This window comes from Polaromonas sp. P5_D5, assembly GCF_054049435.1.
On sequence record NZ_JBFUMJ010000002.1, the window covers coordinates 1,228,579 to 1,243,179 of the forward strand.

Sequence of the window (14,601 nt, forward strand, 5' to 3'; positions counted from 1 at the left end):
CAACAGCACGGACCCACAGTTTATCGAAGGGCACTATGGACGCCCCTCGGCCTGTATCGCCTGCATGCCGTTCAGCGCTTCCCTGCGCATGGAAAAAATGCTGTCGTTCGAAAGCTCAGGCACCACTGCAAAGCCGAGGCCTTCGTAGACGGTCAGCGCAGGGTGGTTGTCACGGTACACGCGTAGTGTGAAAGCTGTGGCACCGGTGTTACGAGCCGCCTGGGCCATTAGCAGCCTGCACAACATTGAACCCAGGCCCTGGCCGCGCGTGTGGGGCGCCAGGATGATGCGGGCCAGATGGGCAACACCTGCCTCACGCACCCAGAACTGCCCAAAGCCCAGCGCCTCTGCCGGCCCCCGGCTCATGACAAAGCTGAAGGCGCCGGGTTCAGCCAGCAGTACCGGGAGCTGCTCGGGCTCAAACGGAAACTTCAGCTTGGGGCCGGCCCAGCGCAGACAGGTGCTGGCGTCCTGGACCCAGGTGGCCAGCGCCGCATAGTCGGCGGCCCCGGGCGGCCGCAAAGCCAGCGAAGGAGCGCAGGGCGGTGATTGCGGGGAATCCATGGCGCCATTGTGCGGCAAGCCCGAGGCCTCGCGTTGCCCCGCCTATACGGTGCGCCAGGCGGTAGTCCTTCAGTGGCCGTGCTTTACGCGGCACATTGAAGGCTGACGGCCTGCAGGGTCTTGCCGGTTTGAGGGTCGAACACCACGAGATTCACCTGGCGCTCATGGCCCTGGGTCGCGGCTATGCTGCGAAAGGCCAGTTTTTGCGGCCCGGTTCCACTGCTTTTGTATTCCCCTGCCTGGGTGTACTGGCGCACCACGAAGTCGTGTTGGAGAACTTCGCCGGCGTTTTCGCCGGCTTTCACCCTGGAATTGTGCCCATGCTCAGTGACGGTCCAGTAGGCTGACCAGGACGGTGACACCTGCGGTGCGGGCACCGGGGTGACACTGGCTTCAAACTGGCCCGGCCCGAGTTGCCTGAGTACGATGCTGGCGCGCGCGGGTTCCTTGCTGTCGGCAGGCCTGCCACCCCAGCGAGGCCAGTCTTTGCCGTTGAGTACGGCCTGCGGTGTATAGATGCCGCGCAGATTGTTCCTGGACGCTATTTCGCGTTGCCGGCTGGTGTAGGCGGGCGCGGCAAAACGGTCAACCCAGCCGATGTAGTCCCAGTAGCCGACATGAAAGGCTTGCACCACGGCCCCACTGCCTTTCAGCGACGATGCCCATTTGTCAGCGGGCGGGCAGGAGCTGCAGCCCTCAGAGGTATACAGCTCAACAACCGGCGTGATGGTCGGCCCTGAGCTGATGGCACAAGCGTTTTGTGCGGACAACGCGCTGGACGTCGATGCCATCAGGACGATTGCGATGATCAGCGGGGTGTTGCGGCGGGAAGGCCGTGGGGGCGCGGTGTGCAGCATGAGGGTCTCCGTGGATTTGCAGACCCCCATTGGTCGATGGACTTCGCCGGTTCTTACACCTGCCGGGCCCGGTTAATAAGAAAAGAAAGACGCGGCACAACCGGTATTCAGGCACTTAAACCAGCGGCATGGTCTCCGAGTCTTTTTCCAGGTGCGGAATTCCGCCATGCCGTTCGAGGCGGTCCTGGAGCTGGCCCATGTGGGCGGCCATGGTGTTGTCCGACTGCTCCAGCCGCGCCAGCAATGCCTGTTGCTGCTGCGAGAAGCGTTCGGCCAGCACAGTGGCGGCGGCGGCTTCCCGGTGCTGTGCGGCCAGGGCCTGCACCTCCAGGTAGCTCCGCAGTTCGGTAAAACGCGAAGCCTCGGCCTTGTCAGCCAGCTCACGCTGCGTGTTCAGCTCGCGTGCGTAGCGCCGGGTTTCCAGCAAGTTGGTGCTTTGCATGTAGAGCGTGGAGGCCAGAAACACCACCGTGGCAACCACCAGCAAGAGCAGCATCACGAAGCCCAGCGACACCTCCACGGTGGTAAAGCCCAGGCTGAGCATGCTCACACGGCTGAATTCATCGACATTGAGGGCCACAAAGCCCGCCAGCAGCAGCATGGCCACCACCAAAAAAATCGTGCGAGTCCGCATGTGTGTCTCCCCTGAAAATGTAAGAAATTGCTTTAAGCCAAGGGCCATTATCAGAAGCAAAACAGCGCTGGTGCTGTGGGACAATGCCGACCCTTGGCGTCAGTTTGTACTCGGCGCACCGATAACGGCTCTCTGCCAGGGCAGGCTGCATCGCCGGGCGGGCATTTGCCCCTTTATCGACCTTCTTTTGCTTCTTTTTCCGAGCTTTTTCGAACATCTCTTTCAATATGCAGAAAATCATCCGCCAGATCGCGGCAGAAATTAAAGTCCAGGAACACCAGGTCAAGGCAGCCGTCGAGCTGCTTGACGGCGGCGCCACGGTTCCCTTCATCGCGCGCTACCGCAAGGAAGCCACCGGCGGGCTGGACGACATCCAGTTGCGCGAGCTGGAATACCGGCTGGGCTACCTGCGCGAGCTGGAAGAGCGACGCGAAGCCGTGCTCAAAAGCATTGAAGAGCAGGGCAAGCTCACGCCCGAGTTGCGTGCAGCCATTGAGTTTGCCGCCACCAAGCAGGACCTCGAAGATCTTTACCTGCCCTTCAAGCCCAGGCGCCGCACCAAGGGTCAGATTGCGCGTGAAGCCGGCATCGAGCCGCTGGCCGACAAGCTGTTTGCCGACCCGTCGCTGGTACCTGCCGACGAAGCCGCGGCCTTTGTGAAGGCCGAAAAGAACGAAAGCGGTGACGACTTCACCACTGTGCAGGCCGTGCTGGATGGCGTGCGCGACATTCTCAGTGAACGTTGGGCCGAAGATGCGGGCCTGGTGCAGTCGCTGCGCCACTGGCTCTGGAGCGAGGGGCTCTTCAGCTCCAAGCTGGTCACCGGCAAAGATGAAAACAACGCCGACAACAGCAAGTTCCGTGACTACTTTGACTACGACGAACCGATTGGCCGCGTGCCTTCGCACCGCGCGCTGGCCGTGTTCCGCGGCCGTGGGCTGGAAATTCTGGATGCCAAGCTGGTGCTGCCCGAGCAGGCCGAGCCCGGCAAACCCAGCATTGCCGAAGGCAAGATCGCACTGCACCTGGGCTGGAGCCACAAGGCCCGCCCGGCGGATGATTTGATCCGCAAGGCCGTGGCCTGGACCTGGCGCGTCAAGCTCAGCCTTTCGCTTGAGCGCGACCTCTTTACCCGTTTGCGCGAAGAGGCCGAGAAAGTCGCCATCAAGGTCTTTGCCGACAACCTGCGCGACCTGCTGCTGGCGGCGCCCGCCGGCCCGCGTGTGGTGATGGGCCTGGACCCGGGTATTCGCACCGGCGTGAAGGTGGCCGTGGTCGATGCCACCGGCAAGCTGGTGGAGACCTCTACCGTCTATCCGCATGAACCGCGCAAGGACTGGGATGGCTCCCTGCACACGCTGGCCAGGCTCTGCGAAAAGCATGGCGTCAACCTGATCGCCATCGGCAACGGCACCGCCAGCCGCGAGACCGACAAACTCGCCGCCGACCTGATCAAGGGAATGGCCAAGGTGGAACAGGCCATTGAAAAAGTCGTGGTCAGTGAGGCGGGTGCCTCCATCTACTCCGCCAGTGAATTCGCCAGCCAGGAAATGCCCGACGTGGATGTGAGCCTGCGCGGCGCGGCCAGTATTGCGCGACGCCTGCAAGACCCGTTGGCCGAGCTGGTCAAGATCGACCCGAAATCGATCGGCGTTGGCCAGTACCAGCACGACGTGAACCAGAGCGACCTGGCGCGCAGCCTCGACACCGTGGTCGAAGACTGCGTGAACAGCGTGGGCGTGGACCTGAACACCGCCAGCGTGCCGCTGCTGGCGCGCGTGTCGGGCCTGTCGCAAACGGTGGCCAAGTCGGTCGTGCGCTGGCGTGATGCCAACGGTGCCTTCGCCTCGCGCGCCGACTTGCTCAAGGTGACCGGCCTGGGCGCCAAGACTTTTGAGCAGAGCGCGGGTTTCCTGCGCCTGCGCAGCAGCAGCAACCCGCTGGACATGACAGGGGTGCACCCCGAAACCTACCCGGTGGTTGAAAAGATCATGGCCCACACCGGCAAGCCGGTGGCCGAGCTGATGGGCCGGGCCGAGATGCTCAAGACCCTGAAGCCCGAGCTGTTTGCGAATGAACAGTTCGGCGTGATCACCGTCAAGGACATCATTGCCGAACTGGAAAAACCCGGCCGCGACCCGCGTCCCGACTTCAAGGTGGCACGCTTCAACGACGGCGTGGAAGACATCAAGGATTTGAAGGAAGGCATGACGCTGGAAGGTACGGTCAGCAACGTGGCCGCCTTCGGCGCCTTCATTGACATCGGTGTACACCAGGACGGCCTGGTCCACGTGAGCCAGCTTTCCAACAAGTTCGTGACCGACGCGCGTGAGGTCGTAAAAACCGGCGACATCGTCAAAGTGCGCGTGACCGAGGTCGATGTGGCGCGCAAGCGCATTGGCCTCACCATGAAACTCGACGCCGCACCGGCCCGCCGCGACGGCCCGCGTGACAACCGCTTTGAAAGCGCGCGCCCGCCGGGCGGGCAAAACCGCGGCGGCAACTATGGAAGCCGCCCAGGCGCGCCACAACCGGCCGCCGCGACCGCCATGGAGTCGGCCTTCAGCAAGCTGGCGGCACTGAAGAAATAACAATGCGCACGCCGCCAGGTCGCCAGAAAGACATGAATTGACCCGTTTTTAAGGTTAAATCAGGCCCTGGCGCTTGACTGGCGGGCGCAATCAGCTATCAAAATAATAGCAAACTCCACCCCCATGCAAGCCCTCCGCATTTACGCCGGTCCCAAGGCACGCCGGCATATCGAGCAAAACGGCCTCAGGCCAGCAGACATTGCCGTCGTACCCGGGGCGGCGGGCGGGCCCAAGGGCTTGATCCTTGGCGCACTGGACCGCTTTATCTTTGGTGACTGGCTGGCGCAAAGCAGCCATCCGGTGGACCTGGTCGGCGCGTCCATAGGCGCATGGCGCATGGCCACGGCCTGCCTGGACAACCCTGAGGCCGCATTCCAGCGCCTCGAAACCGATTACATCCACCAGCATTACGAACTCAAGCCCGGGCAGAAGCGCCCGACCGCCGACGCCGTCAGTGAGCAGTTCGGCCAGAGCCTGAAGGTTTTCTACGGGGGCAGGGTGAAGGAAGTGATTGGCCATCCCCGCTATCGGCTGCACATCGTCACCTCGCGTGGCCGCCACATGCTGGGTCGTGAGCACAAGGTAGCCACGCCGCTGGGCTACTTTGGCGCGTTCCTCACCAACAGCCTGCACCGCAAGGCCATGGGCGCATGGCTGGAGCGCGTCGTGTTTTCCACGCAGAACGCCTCCCTGCCGTTTTCAACTGCCGACTACCGGACCCGCCAGGTGCCGATGGACGAAGCCAATTTTCAGCCGGCGCTTCAGGCCAGCTGCTCCATCCCTTTTGTGCTGCGCTCCGTGCACAACATCCCCGGCGCGCCGCCCGGCGCCTACTGGGACGGCGGCATCACCGACTACCACCTGCACCTGAACTATCACCGCGGGGGCACGGCAGGGGAGGCGGGGTCATCGCCGGGATTGGTGCTGTACCCGCATTTCCAGAGGGCCGTGGTGCCTGGCTGGCTCGACAAGGGCCTGAAGTGGCGGCACGGAGCCACACATTTTCTGGACAACATGGTGTTGCTCGCCCCCAACCCGGAGTGGATCAAAACCTTGCCCGGCGGCAAGCTTCCGGACCGCGCAGACTTCATGCGCTACGGCCCCGATATCCAGGCACGCATACGCGCATGGTCGCAGGCCACATCGAAAGCCGGGCAGCTTGCGGAGGAATATGCCCGGTGGCTGGAACATCCGGACATGAAGCTGGTTCATCATTTATGAACCGGCCATGAACCGGCCGGAATGCGCGCCTGGATGCGGTGTTCCCCCGGCGAGGCGCTCATAAAAAAGCCGCATGACGTGGCACGTCATACGGCGATTCCAGATCGCTGCCAGGCACCTCAGCCTGGAGCGGAAGCCTCAAAACACGTGTGCAATACCCGCGTACAGCGACTTCGGGCTTTGGCCGACCGCCGAGAGCGCCAGGCCAGCCGAACTGCCACCGCCGCCGCTGATGGTGTAGCCTGCGTTGGCCTGGTTGCTGATCCTGGTCGCGCCGCCGTAGATCGTGGTTCGCTTGGACAGCGGATAGTCGTAGCGCAGACCTATGGCCTTGGAATCCGAATTCGCCGTGGTCTTGTTTTTGAGCTGGCCGTAGGTGGCGATCAGCTTGCCTACGCCGACAGGTGCCGAGGCGCCGATCTGGTAAGCGTCGAGCGCGGGCGCACCAGTCGTGTCGCCGCGACGACGTACAAAGATGGCAGACGGCTTGATGAACCCGAAATCGTAGGAGACGGCGACGTCAGTGTATTTATCGGTATTGCCGACTATGTAGATGGTTTTTTCCGTCAGGTAGCTGACTTGCGCCGCAAGCGTGCTGCTGCTGTAGCCGGCTGCGATGTTGAGCACGTTGCCGGTGGACTTGGGTTGGCCGCCCGCGCCGGTCGATTCGCCGAAAGCATAAAACACATTGGCCTTGAAACCGCTCCAGGTCGGCGTTGTGTACTGGATGGAGTTGTCCCGGCGGGTGGTGGCGTCAGAGAGCGAGCCACCGTTGATGCCTACGCCCGGCCCCGCGTAATAGTTCAGGGCGCCGGACATCGTGAATCCGGCAGGGTCAAAAGCCGCCATGGTTCCAAAATGCGGCGTGTACTGGCGGCCGATGTTGACGGCGCCGAAGTCACCACTCAAGCCCACGGTCGCCAGGCGCTGAAACATGTAACTAGCCCCAGTCGGCACAGTGCTGGTGGGGATGGTCGCAGTACCTGTGCCAGTGCCTGTGTCTGTTAAAAAGCCGGCCTCCAGCACGAAATTCGCCTTCAGGCCGCCGCCGAGGTCTTCCGTACCGCGAAACCCGAAACGTGAACCCATGGCACCCCCGCTGGAGACGCGTGTCACATTGCCGTTGCCGGCAGACGCGACTTCCAAATAGGTATCAACCACGCCATACAGCGTGACGGAGCTTTGGGCCTGAGCGGCGCAACTGGCAGCGGACAGCACGGAAAGTGCAAATAGTTTGGTCTTCATCAGGTCTCCTAATGTTGTTGATATAAGCGTGCTTATCGATTCGACGCAGCCCTACAGGTCCCATGCACTGTTGTTTGCGGACAGCAAACACCGCGTGAAATCGCTAATCACTGCATGAGGTTAATGGGGTTTTAGTTATAAAAAATAAGTAAATAGTCTCTTGTCAACAATGACATTTATGGTTATAAAAAGTAATTAAATGATTTTGCGACTGATTCTTCGGCCAGAACGCAGCCTGGCTGCTAGCTACTGATCTGGCCCGAATTGCGAGTGATGCTGCGCGAAGGCAACTTCAGCCCGGCGTCCACCGCATTCCCGGCGCTACGAGAGCGGTGGGACCTCATCATTGCCCGCACTTCGCGATGCTTCTGAACTGATGGGGTGGCGCATACATCGGATGGGTCCGATGTGGCAGATAGAGACATGGTGGGCGGGTGCGACCTGGCGCACCCCCAGCGGGAGCTCAGCGCCAGGCGGAGCCGGCGTCCGGGCAGTCGCTCGACACGGCTCTGACGGTCGCTGCCGGCAATGTCGCACGCTGGTGTTCGGCTCGCCACAACACATCCCAGACACCAAGATCCGCCAACTGAAGCCGCACCGTGCTGCGGCAATGCCGATTCCAGTCGTAGCCGACCATGAGATTGAGCCGGTCGCTTGCGGCTCGCGAGGCTGGCGCTTGTTCGGCCAGCTCGCGGCGTGTTTTTTCGCTCCAGGCTTGTATGGCCGGAACCTCGGGCAGCAGGTGTGCCGACCAGCGTGTTTCGCCGTAGGCTCGCAACAGCAGGTCGTTCGCCTCATAGACCCGGCCGAGGTAACCGGCATGCGCATCGACAATCAGGTCAACCTCACCGCCGGGCGGCGCCGGCCGCGCCGCCAACGCTTTGACGATGCCGTGCTCCTGCGCGATTCGTTCAAGTTTTTTCCAGTGGCCAGCCATGCCGATCAGGAGGTTCACTGCGATCATCAGTACCAGGGCGCCGCGCAGTGTCGCACCCCGCACCGTCGCGCGTTGGACCAGTGCGACGCAGCAGCCCGCAAACAGCGCAATGACAACCATCGGTAGCAATAGATGCCGCGCACCCCATTCGCCGTACCAAAAGCTCAACGGCGCCTGGCTTGAGGCCGTCGCGAGCACCGCGGAGACGGAAGTCGGCGACGGCAAATGAACGACAAACAACGGGGAGCCGAGCCCGACCACCACATAGGGGGCCATGGCCGCCAGCGCGAGCAATCCCAGTAGCGCCATCGGCCGCCAACCGGCTCGCAGCGCGGTACCGAACGACTTCTCGCCGGCAGCCCGGCGATGCCAGCTCGCCACGAGGCCGGGCAACAAAGGCAGTAGCAGCAGGAACCAGGTTGCGAACAGTGCCAGATATTTGAGGTAACTCAGCATGCTGCTCAATGCGAGGGGATCGAGAAACTGGTTGTAAGCGATGTACGCGCCGACTGGCCGCCAGATCACCCGCGTAGCGGCAAACGCGGCAATCGCAGCGAACACCAGAATCACCGAGCGGACATAGTTCCAGCGGGACCTGTCACGGGCAAACAGCCAGCGACCGGATTCCAGCGCGATCAAAAAAGCACAGTTCGATGCGAGCTGGAACGACAGCAGCACCAGCAGCAGCCCGAGACTGGCTTGCATGCGTCCGGGCGCGTGGAACAAACGGTAGCCCGCCAATGCCAGAAACACGCAGGTGATATGGCCGAGCATTGGCGTGTAGCTGAAGAAAACATACCAGAGCGGGAAGCTCAATACGACGGCAGGCAACCATGCGGCAACCGCCGGTTCAATGTTAAAGACGTCCTCCCCAAGGCGGCGTACTTCCCAGGCGATACCGAGCGCCATCAAGATGATCCAGAGCTTGAAAAATATCCAGGGTGGCAGCAATGGCTGAAGCGCATCGGCGAGGTAAAAGAGGCCGTAGGTCAGGTACCAGTTGCTGTCGAGCAGCCAGCTTCTGAGCGTGGCCCAGTCGTGATTGGCCAGAGCGTGGGCGCCGATGACACCATCCCACATTTCAGTCGACGACAGCCAGATTGGTGCAGGTCCGAGCAGCAGCGCGAACACGGTCCAGAAAATTACGCTACCGAATGGGGTTGTCGGTCCGGCGCGGCCAGCCTCGGCCGCCTTAATCATCGAAATTAATGCGTTCACGTTCGACGACGAGCGGACGTTTCATGACATGGGTCAGGATCGCGCCGACATATTCTCCGAGCAGGCCTATAAAAAACAGCTGTACCGATGCGAAAAAGAACACGCCTATCAGTACCGGTGCCGTGCCCATCGAAAACTGGTTCCAGAACAGCAGTTTGAGTAACAGATAGACGAGGGAGACCAGCAAGCTCAAGCCCGACAGAGCAAAACCGATCATCGTTGCGAGCCGTAACGGCACGCGCGAGTGAGAGGTGATGCCGAGCATCGCAATATCGTAGAGCGTATAGAAGTTGTTTTTGGTAATGCCCCGCAGGCGCCGCGGCTGGTTATAGGGGATTTGCACCGCCTCGTAACCAACCTCGGAAACAAGGCCGCGCAAATAAGGATATGGATCGTCGATGCGTCGCAGGACCTCCAGTACCTTGTGGTCGTACAGGCCGAAGCCCGTGAAATTCTGGATCAGCTTGACGTCGGCGATCTTTGTGACGGTACGGTAATAAAGGCGGCGCAGCGAGAACATCAGCGAGGACTCTTCGGAGCTTGGTTTCACGCCGACAACGATTTTTTCGCCGTCAAGCCAGTGCGCGACAAAATCTTTCATAAGTGCCGGCGGATCTTGCAGGTCTGCCACCAGCAGGATCGCAGCGTCGCCAGTCGCCTGCAGCAGTCCATAGTAGGGTGAGCGGATATGGCCGAAATTGCGCGCGTTCAGGATGACCTTGACCTTCGGGTCGGCGGCTGCCAGTTTGCGTAGCAGCGCTTCGGTACGATCAGTCGAACAGTTATCGATAAACAGGTGTTCGTAACTGACGCCCTCGATTTCACCAAACACCGCGCGAGTTTGCGCATAGACCTCTTCGACGTTGTCCTCTTCGTTATAGCAAGGGGTGACTACTGTGATTTTTTTCATGGCATGGCGAAGACGAATTTCTGTTGCATCTTATAGGCGATCAATGCAAGCGGGAGCAGGACTATCGCGTTGGCGGCATAAAGATTGAGACCTGCCGCCAGCAAAAGTGCAACCCCGCCCACATTAAGCCCGTAAATCAGGACATAAACCGCGACAAAACGCATGAGCCTGCTGCGGGGTGCGCCGTCGAATACGAGTCGACCGGTGGTCTGAAAGTTAAACGCGATCCCGGCAACGGTCGCCAGTCCGATCGCTACGGGATATGGCATGCCAAGCAAGCTCAGAATTGCGAACAGTCCGTAACCGAAACCGGTATTGAGCAGGCCGACTGTCAAAAAACGCAGAAATTTTGAAATTGGCAATTCAAGCAAACCTTGGAAGCTGGGCAGAACGTATTTTCCCCCCAACCCTGCGCTACATCGATTTTTCGAGCATGAGGCGGTAATCATTCATGTCGGCGATGCGTGGATTGGTCTTATGGCAATGGTCAGCCAGCGCGCCGTCGATGATCCTGCCGAAACTTTGCGGCTGCACGCCCATTGCTGCGAGGCCGTCAGGCAACCCCAGCCGTGCGTTCATCTCGCGGATGGCATCCGGAATGTCGGTGCCCGAAGCAAAGCCCATGGCACGCGCCATGCGGTCGAGGCGCCGGTCCTTCTGCACGGATTCGGCGGCCGCATTGAAGTCGACGACCACAGGCAGAAACATGGCATTCAGCGTGCCGTGGTGCAGGCGCGGGTCGACTCCGCCCAGGCTGTGGCTCAGCGAATGCACGCAGCCCAGTCCTTTCTGGAACGCCATGGCCCCTTGCATGGAGGCGCTCATCAGGTTGAAGCGGGCGTCCCGGTCACTGCCATCGCGCGTGGCCCGTTCGATATGGGCCCAGCCGCGTTCCAGGCCGTCCAGCGCGATGCCGTCGGCCGGCGGGTTGAAGGCGGCTGACATGAAGGTCTCCATGCAATGCGCAATCGCGTCCATGCCGGTGGCCGCTGTCAGTTTGGCCGGCAGGCCCAATGTGAGCTCCGGATCGCAAATCGCCGTTTTCGGCACCAGATGCCAGGAATGAAACCCAAGCTTGCGGTGGTCATCCACAATAATGATGGCCCCGCGGGCGACTTCGCTGCCGGTGCCGCTGGTGGTGGGTACGGCAATCAGCGGGGCCGCGCGGTCCGTGATTTTCAGTGAACCGCCTTCAATGGTGGCGTAGGTCGTGAGCGGGCCTTCATGGGTTGCGGCAATCGCCACGCCTTTGGCGCAATCAATGGCTGAGCCACCACCGACCGCGATCAGGCCGTCGCAGCCGGCGGACTTGTACAGCGCGGCGGCTGCGCGAACGGCTGCCTCGGTGGGATTCGAAGGGGTTTGGTCAAACACCGTCACCTGCACACCGGGCAGCGCGTCAATCGCTTTTTGCAAAATACCTGCAGCCTTGACACCGGGGTCGGTGACGATGAGCGGACGGGTGATGCCGACACGCTCACATTCCTGCTTGAGCAATTTGATCGCGCCGAATTCAAACTGGATCTGGGTGACGTAATAGATAAAGGCCATGGTTTTGCTGTCTTTCGCGTTGTACGATGCTGGGCGGTTTTCCCGTGCCGCCCATCTTGCCCCAATCGGTTGCCCCAATCGGCTTGGCCCTACTTTAATAGCTGGAGATGCCCATGAATTGCAAGCAAACCCTGATGCTGGTCACCTTGGCGATAGCGGCTCTTCAGGCCAGGGCCGAATGTCTGAGCGACGCGCAAGTCGGCGACCTGGCCGAAAAGATCGCCGCCAGACAGCCTGCGGCAAACCCGGAAGGTCTCAACGAAGCCGATGGCGCTTGTACCCGCGCCAAACTCAATGCGCTGCTGGAAAAACGCCACGGCAAAGTGGTCGGCTACAAGGCAGGCCTTACCAACCCGGCGGTACAAAAACGCTTCAACTACGACCAACCCGTGTGGGGCAAGCTGTATGAGGGCATGGTGCTGCCCGGCGGGTTCGTGGTCGATGCGGCCTTTGGCGCGCGTCCGCTTTTTGAGGCCGACATGCTGGTGCGTGTCAAAAGTGCAGCCATCAACCAGGCCCGGACATCCCTGGACGTGCTTGAAGCCGTTGACCAGATCATTCCCTTCATCGAATTGCCCGACCTGGTCGTGCAGGCGCCACCCCGGCTCAATGGCCCGGCGGTCAGTGCCATCAATGTCGGTGCCCGGTTCGGTGTGGCCGGTACGCCCTTGGCCGTGCCCGTGACGAGGGCAGAGCGCTACGCCATGCTGGGCATGCTGGAAAACATGACCGTCGTGCTTGCAGACGGCAGCGGTGCAGAACTGGGAAGAGGCAAGGGCAGCGACATCCTCGGTCATCCCCTCAACGCAGTCGTCTGGTTAGCCGGCGCCCTGGCCAAGGAAGGTCTTGCCATGAAGCCAGGCGATTTGATCAGCCTGGGCTCGTTTTCACCCCTGCTACCCCCCAAGGCAGGGTTGACCGCCACAGCGACTTACCAGGGACTGGCCGGAGCGCAGCCTGTGTCGGTAACATTCAAATAAATGCGCCGCACCTCCCCTGAAGACTTGCTGACTCCCGCGATGCGGAATGTACTCAGCCGCATGGCACGGGCCAGGCGCCCACCGTTTCATACGCTCACCCCCGCAGGGGCCAAAGCGGCATACGAGGCAGGTGCCGGCGTGCTGGAAATTCCCAAGCCGGCCTTGACGCGAGTCGAAGACCTGCTCATTCCCGCCAGGGATGGCTACAGCCTGCCTGCGCGCCTCTACGCCTCCTCAACTGACCGCCTGCCGGTGCTGCTTTACTTTCATGGCGGCGGCTTCACCATCGGAAGTGTGGCAACGCATGACGTGCTGTGCCGGCAGCTCAGCCACCTGTCAGGTTGCGCGGTGATTTCCGTGGACTACCGGCTGGCACCGGAGTACAAATTTCCTGTAGCTGCCCATGATGCCTGGGATGCCCTGCAGTGGCTGACGGTACGGTCAACCAGCCTCGGTCTTGACGAAACCCGTGTGGCGGTCGGCGGCGACAGCGCGGGCGGCACGTTGGCAACCATGTGCGCCATCCTGGCCCGCGATGCCGGTTTGCCGCTGGCGCTGCAGCTGCTGTTTTACCCCGGTTGCGCCGCCCGCCAGGACACACCGTCGCACCGGCTTTTTGCCGGTGGTTTTGTGCTCGAGGAAGCTGATATCACCTGGTTTTTCAACCACTATGTGCGAAGCCCTGCCGACCGCGAGGACTGGCGCTTCGCGCCGCTCAATGCGCCGGATGTGGACGATGTGGCCCCTGCCTGGCTGGGGTTGGCAGAGTGCGATCCCCTGATCGACGAAGGGGTGATGTATGCCGACAAGCTGCGCGCGGCCGGCGTGCCGGTCGACCTGGAAATCTACCGCGGGGTCACGCACGAGTTCATCAAGATGGGGCGCATCATTCCCGAAGCGCGGCAAGCCCATGCGGACGCGGCTCGGGCGCTGCGCCTGGCATTCAATCTTTCGGACAATAAACCATGAAACGACAGGAATTCCGATTTTTTCACCCGCTGCGGGTTCGCTGGGCCGAAGTGGACATGCAAAAAATCGTGTTCAACGCGCATTACCTGATGTACTTCGACACTGCCATCACCGACTACTGGCGCGCGCTGGCACTGCCGTACGAGGAAACCATGCACAAGATGGGCGGTGACCTGTACGTGAAAAAGGCCACACTGGAATACCACGGCTCGGCACGCTTTGATGACCGGCTCGATGTTGCGCTCAAGTGCGCACGCATCGGCAATTCGTCCATGACATTCATAGGTGCGGTGTTCAGGGCCGATGAACTGCTCATTACCTGCGAACTCATCTATGTGTTTGCCGATCCCCTGACCCAGACGTCCCGGCCCGTGCCGGATGCGCTGCGCAATCTGCTCGTGGGCTTTGAGGCCGGTGAGGCCATGGTGAACATCAGGACGGGTGATTGGGCCACCCTGGGCGCCGACGCGGCCAGGGTCCGCACGGCCGTGTTTGTGCAGGAGCAGGGCATTCCGATGGAGATGGCGTGCGACGAAGCGGACAACCCGGCCGTGCACGCCGTTGCCTATAACGGGTTGGGAGAGGGCATTGCGACCGGGCGGCTGGTGCGGCAAGCCGATGGCACGGCGAAGATCGGGCGCATGGCGGTGCACAAGGCGCTGCGCGGAGCTCACCTTGGGCAAAATCTTTTGAACGCGTTGATGGACGCCGCCCGGGATCGCGGAGACCACGAGGTCATGCTGCATGCGCAGCGCAGTGCGGAGGGCTTTTACCGGCGCCTTGGCTTTGAGGCCCGGGGTGAGCCTTTCGAAGAAGCCGGCATCTCCCATGTTGAGATGGTCCGGGCACCGTAACGGCGTTGTTGGTGCATGCCGTCGCCTGTGCGTGCGGCCTGTTTCAAACACTCAGAAAGCTGATCGATCT

At 61.4% G+C, this 14,601-nt stretch carries 14 protein-coding genes; 6 read left to right on the forward strand and 8 right to left on the reverse strand.

Features of this window, described 5'->3' with window-relative positions; genetic code table 11:
- Positions 1 to 33 precede the first annotated feature (33 nt).
- From ACXJKE_RS12455 to ACXJKE_RS12465, 3 genes are all read right to left on the reverse strand, one after another.
- Positions 34 to 564, reverse strand: a complete 531-nt coding sequence (locus ACXJKE_RS12455) for a GNAT family N-acetyltransferase (protein ID WP_457280875.1) — start codon at positions 562 to 564, stop codon at positions 34 to 36.
- An 83-nt stretch (positions 565 to 647) separates the two neighbouring features.
- The gene (locus tag ACXJKE_RS12460; RefSeq protein ID WP_457280876.1) at positions 648 to 1,421 is read right to left on the reverse strand and encodes a DUF1223 domain-containing protein; all 774 of its coding nucleotides are present in this window, start codon (positions 1,419 to 1,421) and stop codon (positions 648 to 650) included.
- Between the two features lie 115 nt (positions 1,422 to 1,536).
- Positions 1,537 to 2,055 carry a hypothetical protein gene (locus ACXJKE_RS12465; RefSeq protein ID WP_457280877.1) on the reverse strand — a complete coding sequence of 173 codons (519 nt, stop codon included), beginning with the start codon at positions 2,053 to 2,055 and terminating at the stop codon, positions 1,537 to 1,539.
- Here ACXJKE_RS12465 and ACXJKE_RS12470 point away from each other — a divergent pair.
- The 3 genes from ACXJKE_RS12470 (at position 2,021) to ACXJKE_RS12480 (ending at position 5,867) form a co-directional block, all read left to right on the forward strand.
- On the forward strand, positions 2,021 to 2,320 hold the full coding sequence (locus ACXJKE_RS12470; protein ID WP_457280878.1) for a hypothetical protein: 300 nt from the start codon (positions 2,021 to 2,023) through the stop codon (positions 2,318 to 2,320). The genes ACXJKE_RS12465 and ACXJKE_RS12470 overlap by 35 nt on opposite strands.
- Positions 2,283 to 4,646 (forward strand): Tex family protein, encoded by a 2,364-nt coding sequence (locus ACXJKE_RS12475; protein WP_457280879.1) that lies wholly within the window; start codon positions 2,283 to 2,285, stop codon positions 4,644 to 4,646. Before ACXJKE_RS12470 ends, ACXJKE_RS12475 begins: the two co-directional genes overlap by 38 nt.
- Positions 4,647 to 4,769: 123 nt before the next feature.
- Positions 4,770 to 5,867, forward strand: coding sequence for a patatin-like phospholipase family protein (locus ACXJKE_RS12480; RefSeq protein WP_457280880.1), 1,098 nt, complete (start codon positions 4,770 to 4,772; stop codon positions 5,865 to 5,867).
- Positions 5,868 to 6,005: 138 nt separating this feature from the next.
- Here ACXJKE_RS12480 and ACXJKE_RS12485 read toward each other — a convergent pair whose 3' ends face one another.
- The 5 genes from ACXJKE_RS12485 to ACXJKE_RS12505 form a co-directional block, all read right to left on the reverse strand.
- The gene (locus ACXJKE_RS12485; RefSeq protein WP_457280881.1) at positions 6,006 to 7,112 is read right to left on the reverse strand and encodes a porin; all 1,107 of its coding nucleotides are present in this window, start codon (positions 7,110 to 7,112) and stop codon (positions 6,006 to 6,008) included.
- 463 nt (positions 7,113 to 7,575) lie between these two features.
- A complete protein-coding gene (locus ACXJKE_RS12490; RefSeq protein ID WP_457280882.1) occupies positions 7,576 to 9,267 on the reverse strand; it encodes a hypothetical protein in 1,692 nt (563 codons plus the stop codon).
- Positions 9,242 to 10,177 carry a glycosyltransferase family 2 protein gene (locus ACXJKE_RS12495; protein WP_457280883.1) on the reverse strand — a complete coding sequence of 312 codons (936 nt, stop codon included), beginning with the start codon at positions 10,175 to 10,177 and terminating at the stop codon, positions 9,242 to 9,244. The genes ACXJKE_RS12490 and ACXJKE_RS12495 overlap by 26 nt, the downstream gene beginning before the upstream one ends.
- Positions 10,174 to 10,626 (reverse strand): GtrA family protein, encoded by a 453-nt coding sequence (locus ACXJKE_RS12500; RefSeq protein WP_457280884.1) that lies wholly within the window; start codon positions 10,624 to 10,626, stop codon positions 10,174 to 10,176. The genes ACXJKE_RS12495 and ACXJKE_RS12500 overlap by 4 nt, the downstream gene beginning before the upstream one ends.
- Positions 10,592 to 11,728: an iron-containing alcohol dehydrogenase gene (locus tag ACXJKE_RS12505; protein WP_457280885.1), complete on the reverse strand. Its 1,137-nt coding sequence runs from the start codon at positions 11,726 to 11,728 to the stop codon at positions 10,592 to 10,594. Before ACXJKE_RS12505 ends, ACXJKE_RS12500 begins: the two co-directional genes overlap by 35 nt.
- 113 nt (positions 11,729 to 11,841) lie before the next feature.
- Here ACXJKE_RS12505 and ACXJKE_RS12510 point away from each other — a divergent pair, with 113 nt between their 5' ends.
- The 3 genes from ACXJKE_RS12510 to ACXJKE_RS12520 are packed head-to-tail and all read left to right on the forward strand — an operon-like array spanning position 11,842 to position 14,531.
- Positions 11,842 to 12,708: a 2-keto-4-pentenoate hydratase gene (locus tag ACXJKE_RS12510; protein WP_457280886.1), complete on the forward strand. Its 867-nt coding sequence runs from the start codon at positions 11,842 to 11,844 to the stop codon at positions 12,706 to 12,708.
- A complete protein-coding gene (locus tag ACXJKE_RS12515; protein WP_457280887.1) occupies positions 12,709 to 13,677 on the forward strand; it encodes an alpha/beta hydrolase in 969 nt (322 codons plus the stop codon).
- Positions 13,674 to 14,531 (forward strand): YbgC/FadM family acyl-CoA thioesterase, encoded by an 858-nt coding sequence (locus ACXJKE_RS12520; protein WP_457280888.1) that lies wholly within the window; start codon positions 13,674 to 13,676, stop codon positions 14,529 to 14,531. Before ACXJKE_RS12515 ends, ACXJKE_RS12520 begins: the two co-directional genes overlap by 4 nt.
- Positions 14,532 to 14,601 lie beyond the last annotated feature (70 nt).

Coding starts and splice junctions, on each gene's coding strand:
- ACXJKE_RS12480 (WP_457280880.1), top strand. CDS start 4,770: ATGCAAGCCCTCCGCATTTACGCCGGTCCCAAGGCACGCCGGCATATC.
- ACXJKE_RS12500 (WP_457280884.1), bottom strand. CDS start 10,626: ATGATTACCGCCTCATGCTCGAAAAATCGATGTAGCGCAGGGTTGGGG.
- ACXJKE_RS12485 (WP_457280881.1), bottom strand. CDS start 7,112: ATGAAGACCAAACTATTTGCACTTTCCGTGCTGTCCGCTGCCAGTTGC.
- ACXJKE_RS12515 (WP_457280887.1), top strand. CDS start 12,709: ATGCGCCGCACCTCCCCTGAAGACTTGCTGACTCCCGCGATGCGGAAT.
- ACXJKE_RS12505 (WP_457280885.1), bottom strand. CDS start 11,728: ATGGCCTTTATCTATTACGTCACCCAGATCCAGTTTGAATTCGGCGCG.
- ACXJKE_RS12495 (WP_457280883.1), bottom strand. CDS start 10,177: ATGAAAAAAATCACAGTAGTCACCCCTTGCTATAACGAAGAGGACAAC.
- ACXJKE_RS12520 (WP_457280888.1), top strand. CDS start 13,674: ATGAAACGACAGGAATTCCGATTTTTTCACCCGCTGCGGGTTCGCTGG.
- ACXJKE_RS12460 (WP_457280876.1), bottom strand. CDS start 1,421: ATGCTGCACACCGCGCCCCCACGGCCTTCCCGCCGCAACACCCCGCTG.
- ACXJKE_RS12510 (WP_457280886.1), top strand. CDS start 11,842: ATGAATTGCAAGCAAACCCTGATGCTGGTCACCTTGGCGATAGCGGCT.
- ACXJKE_RS12470 (WP_457280878.1), top strand. CDS start 2,021: ATGGCCACCACCAAAAAAATCGTGCGAGTCCGCATGTGTGTCTCCCCT.
- ACXJKE_RS12455 (WP_457280875.1), bottom strand. CDS start 564: ATGGATTCCCCGCAATCACCGCCCTGCGCTCCTTCGCTGGCTTTGCGG.
- ACXJKE_RS12465 (WP_457280877.1), bottom strand. CDS start 2,055: ATGCGGACTCGCACGATTTTTTTGGTGGTGGCCATGCTGCTGCTGGCG.
- ACXJKE_RS12475 (WP_457280879.1), top strand. CDS start 2,283: ATGCAGAAAATCATCCGCCAGATCGCGGCAGAAATTAAAGTCCAGGAA.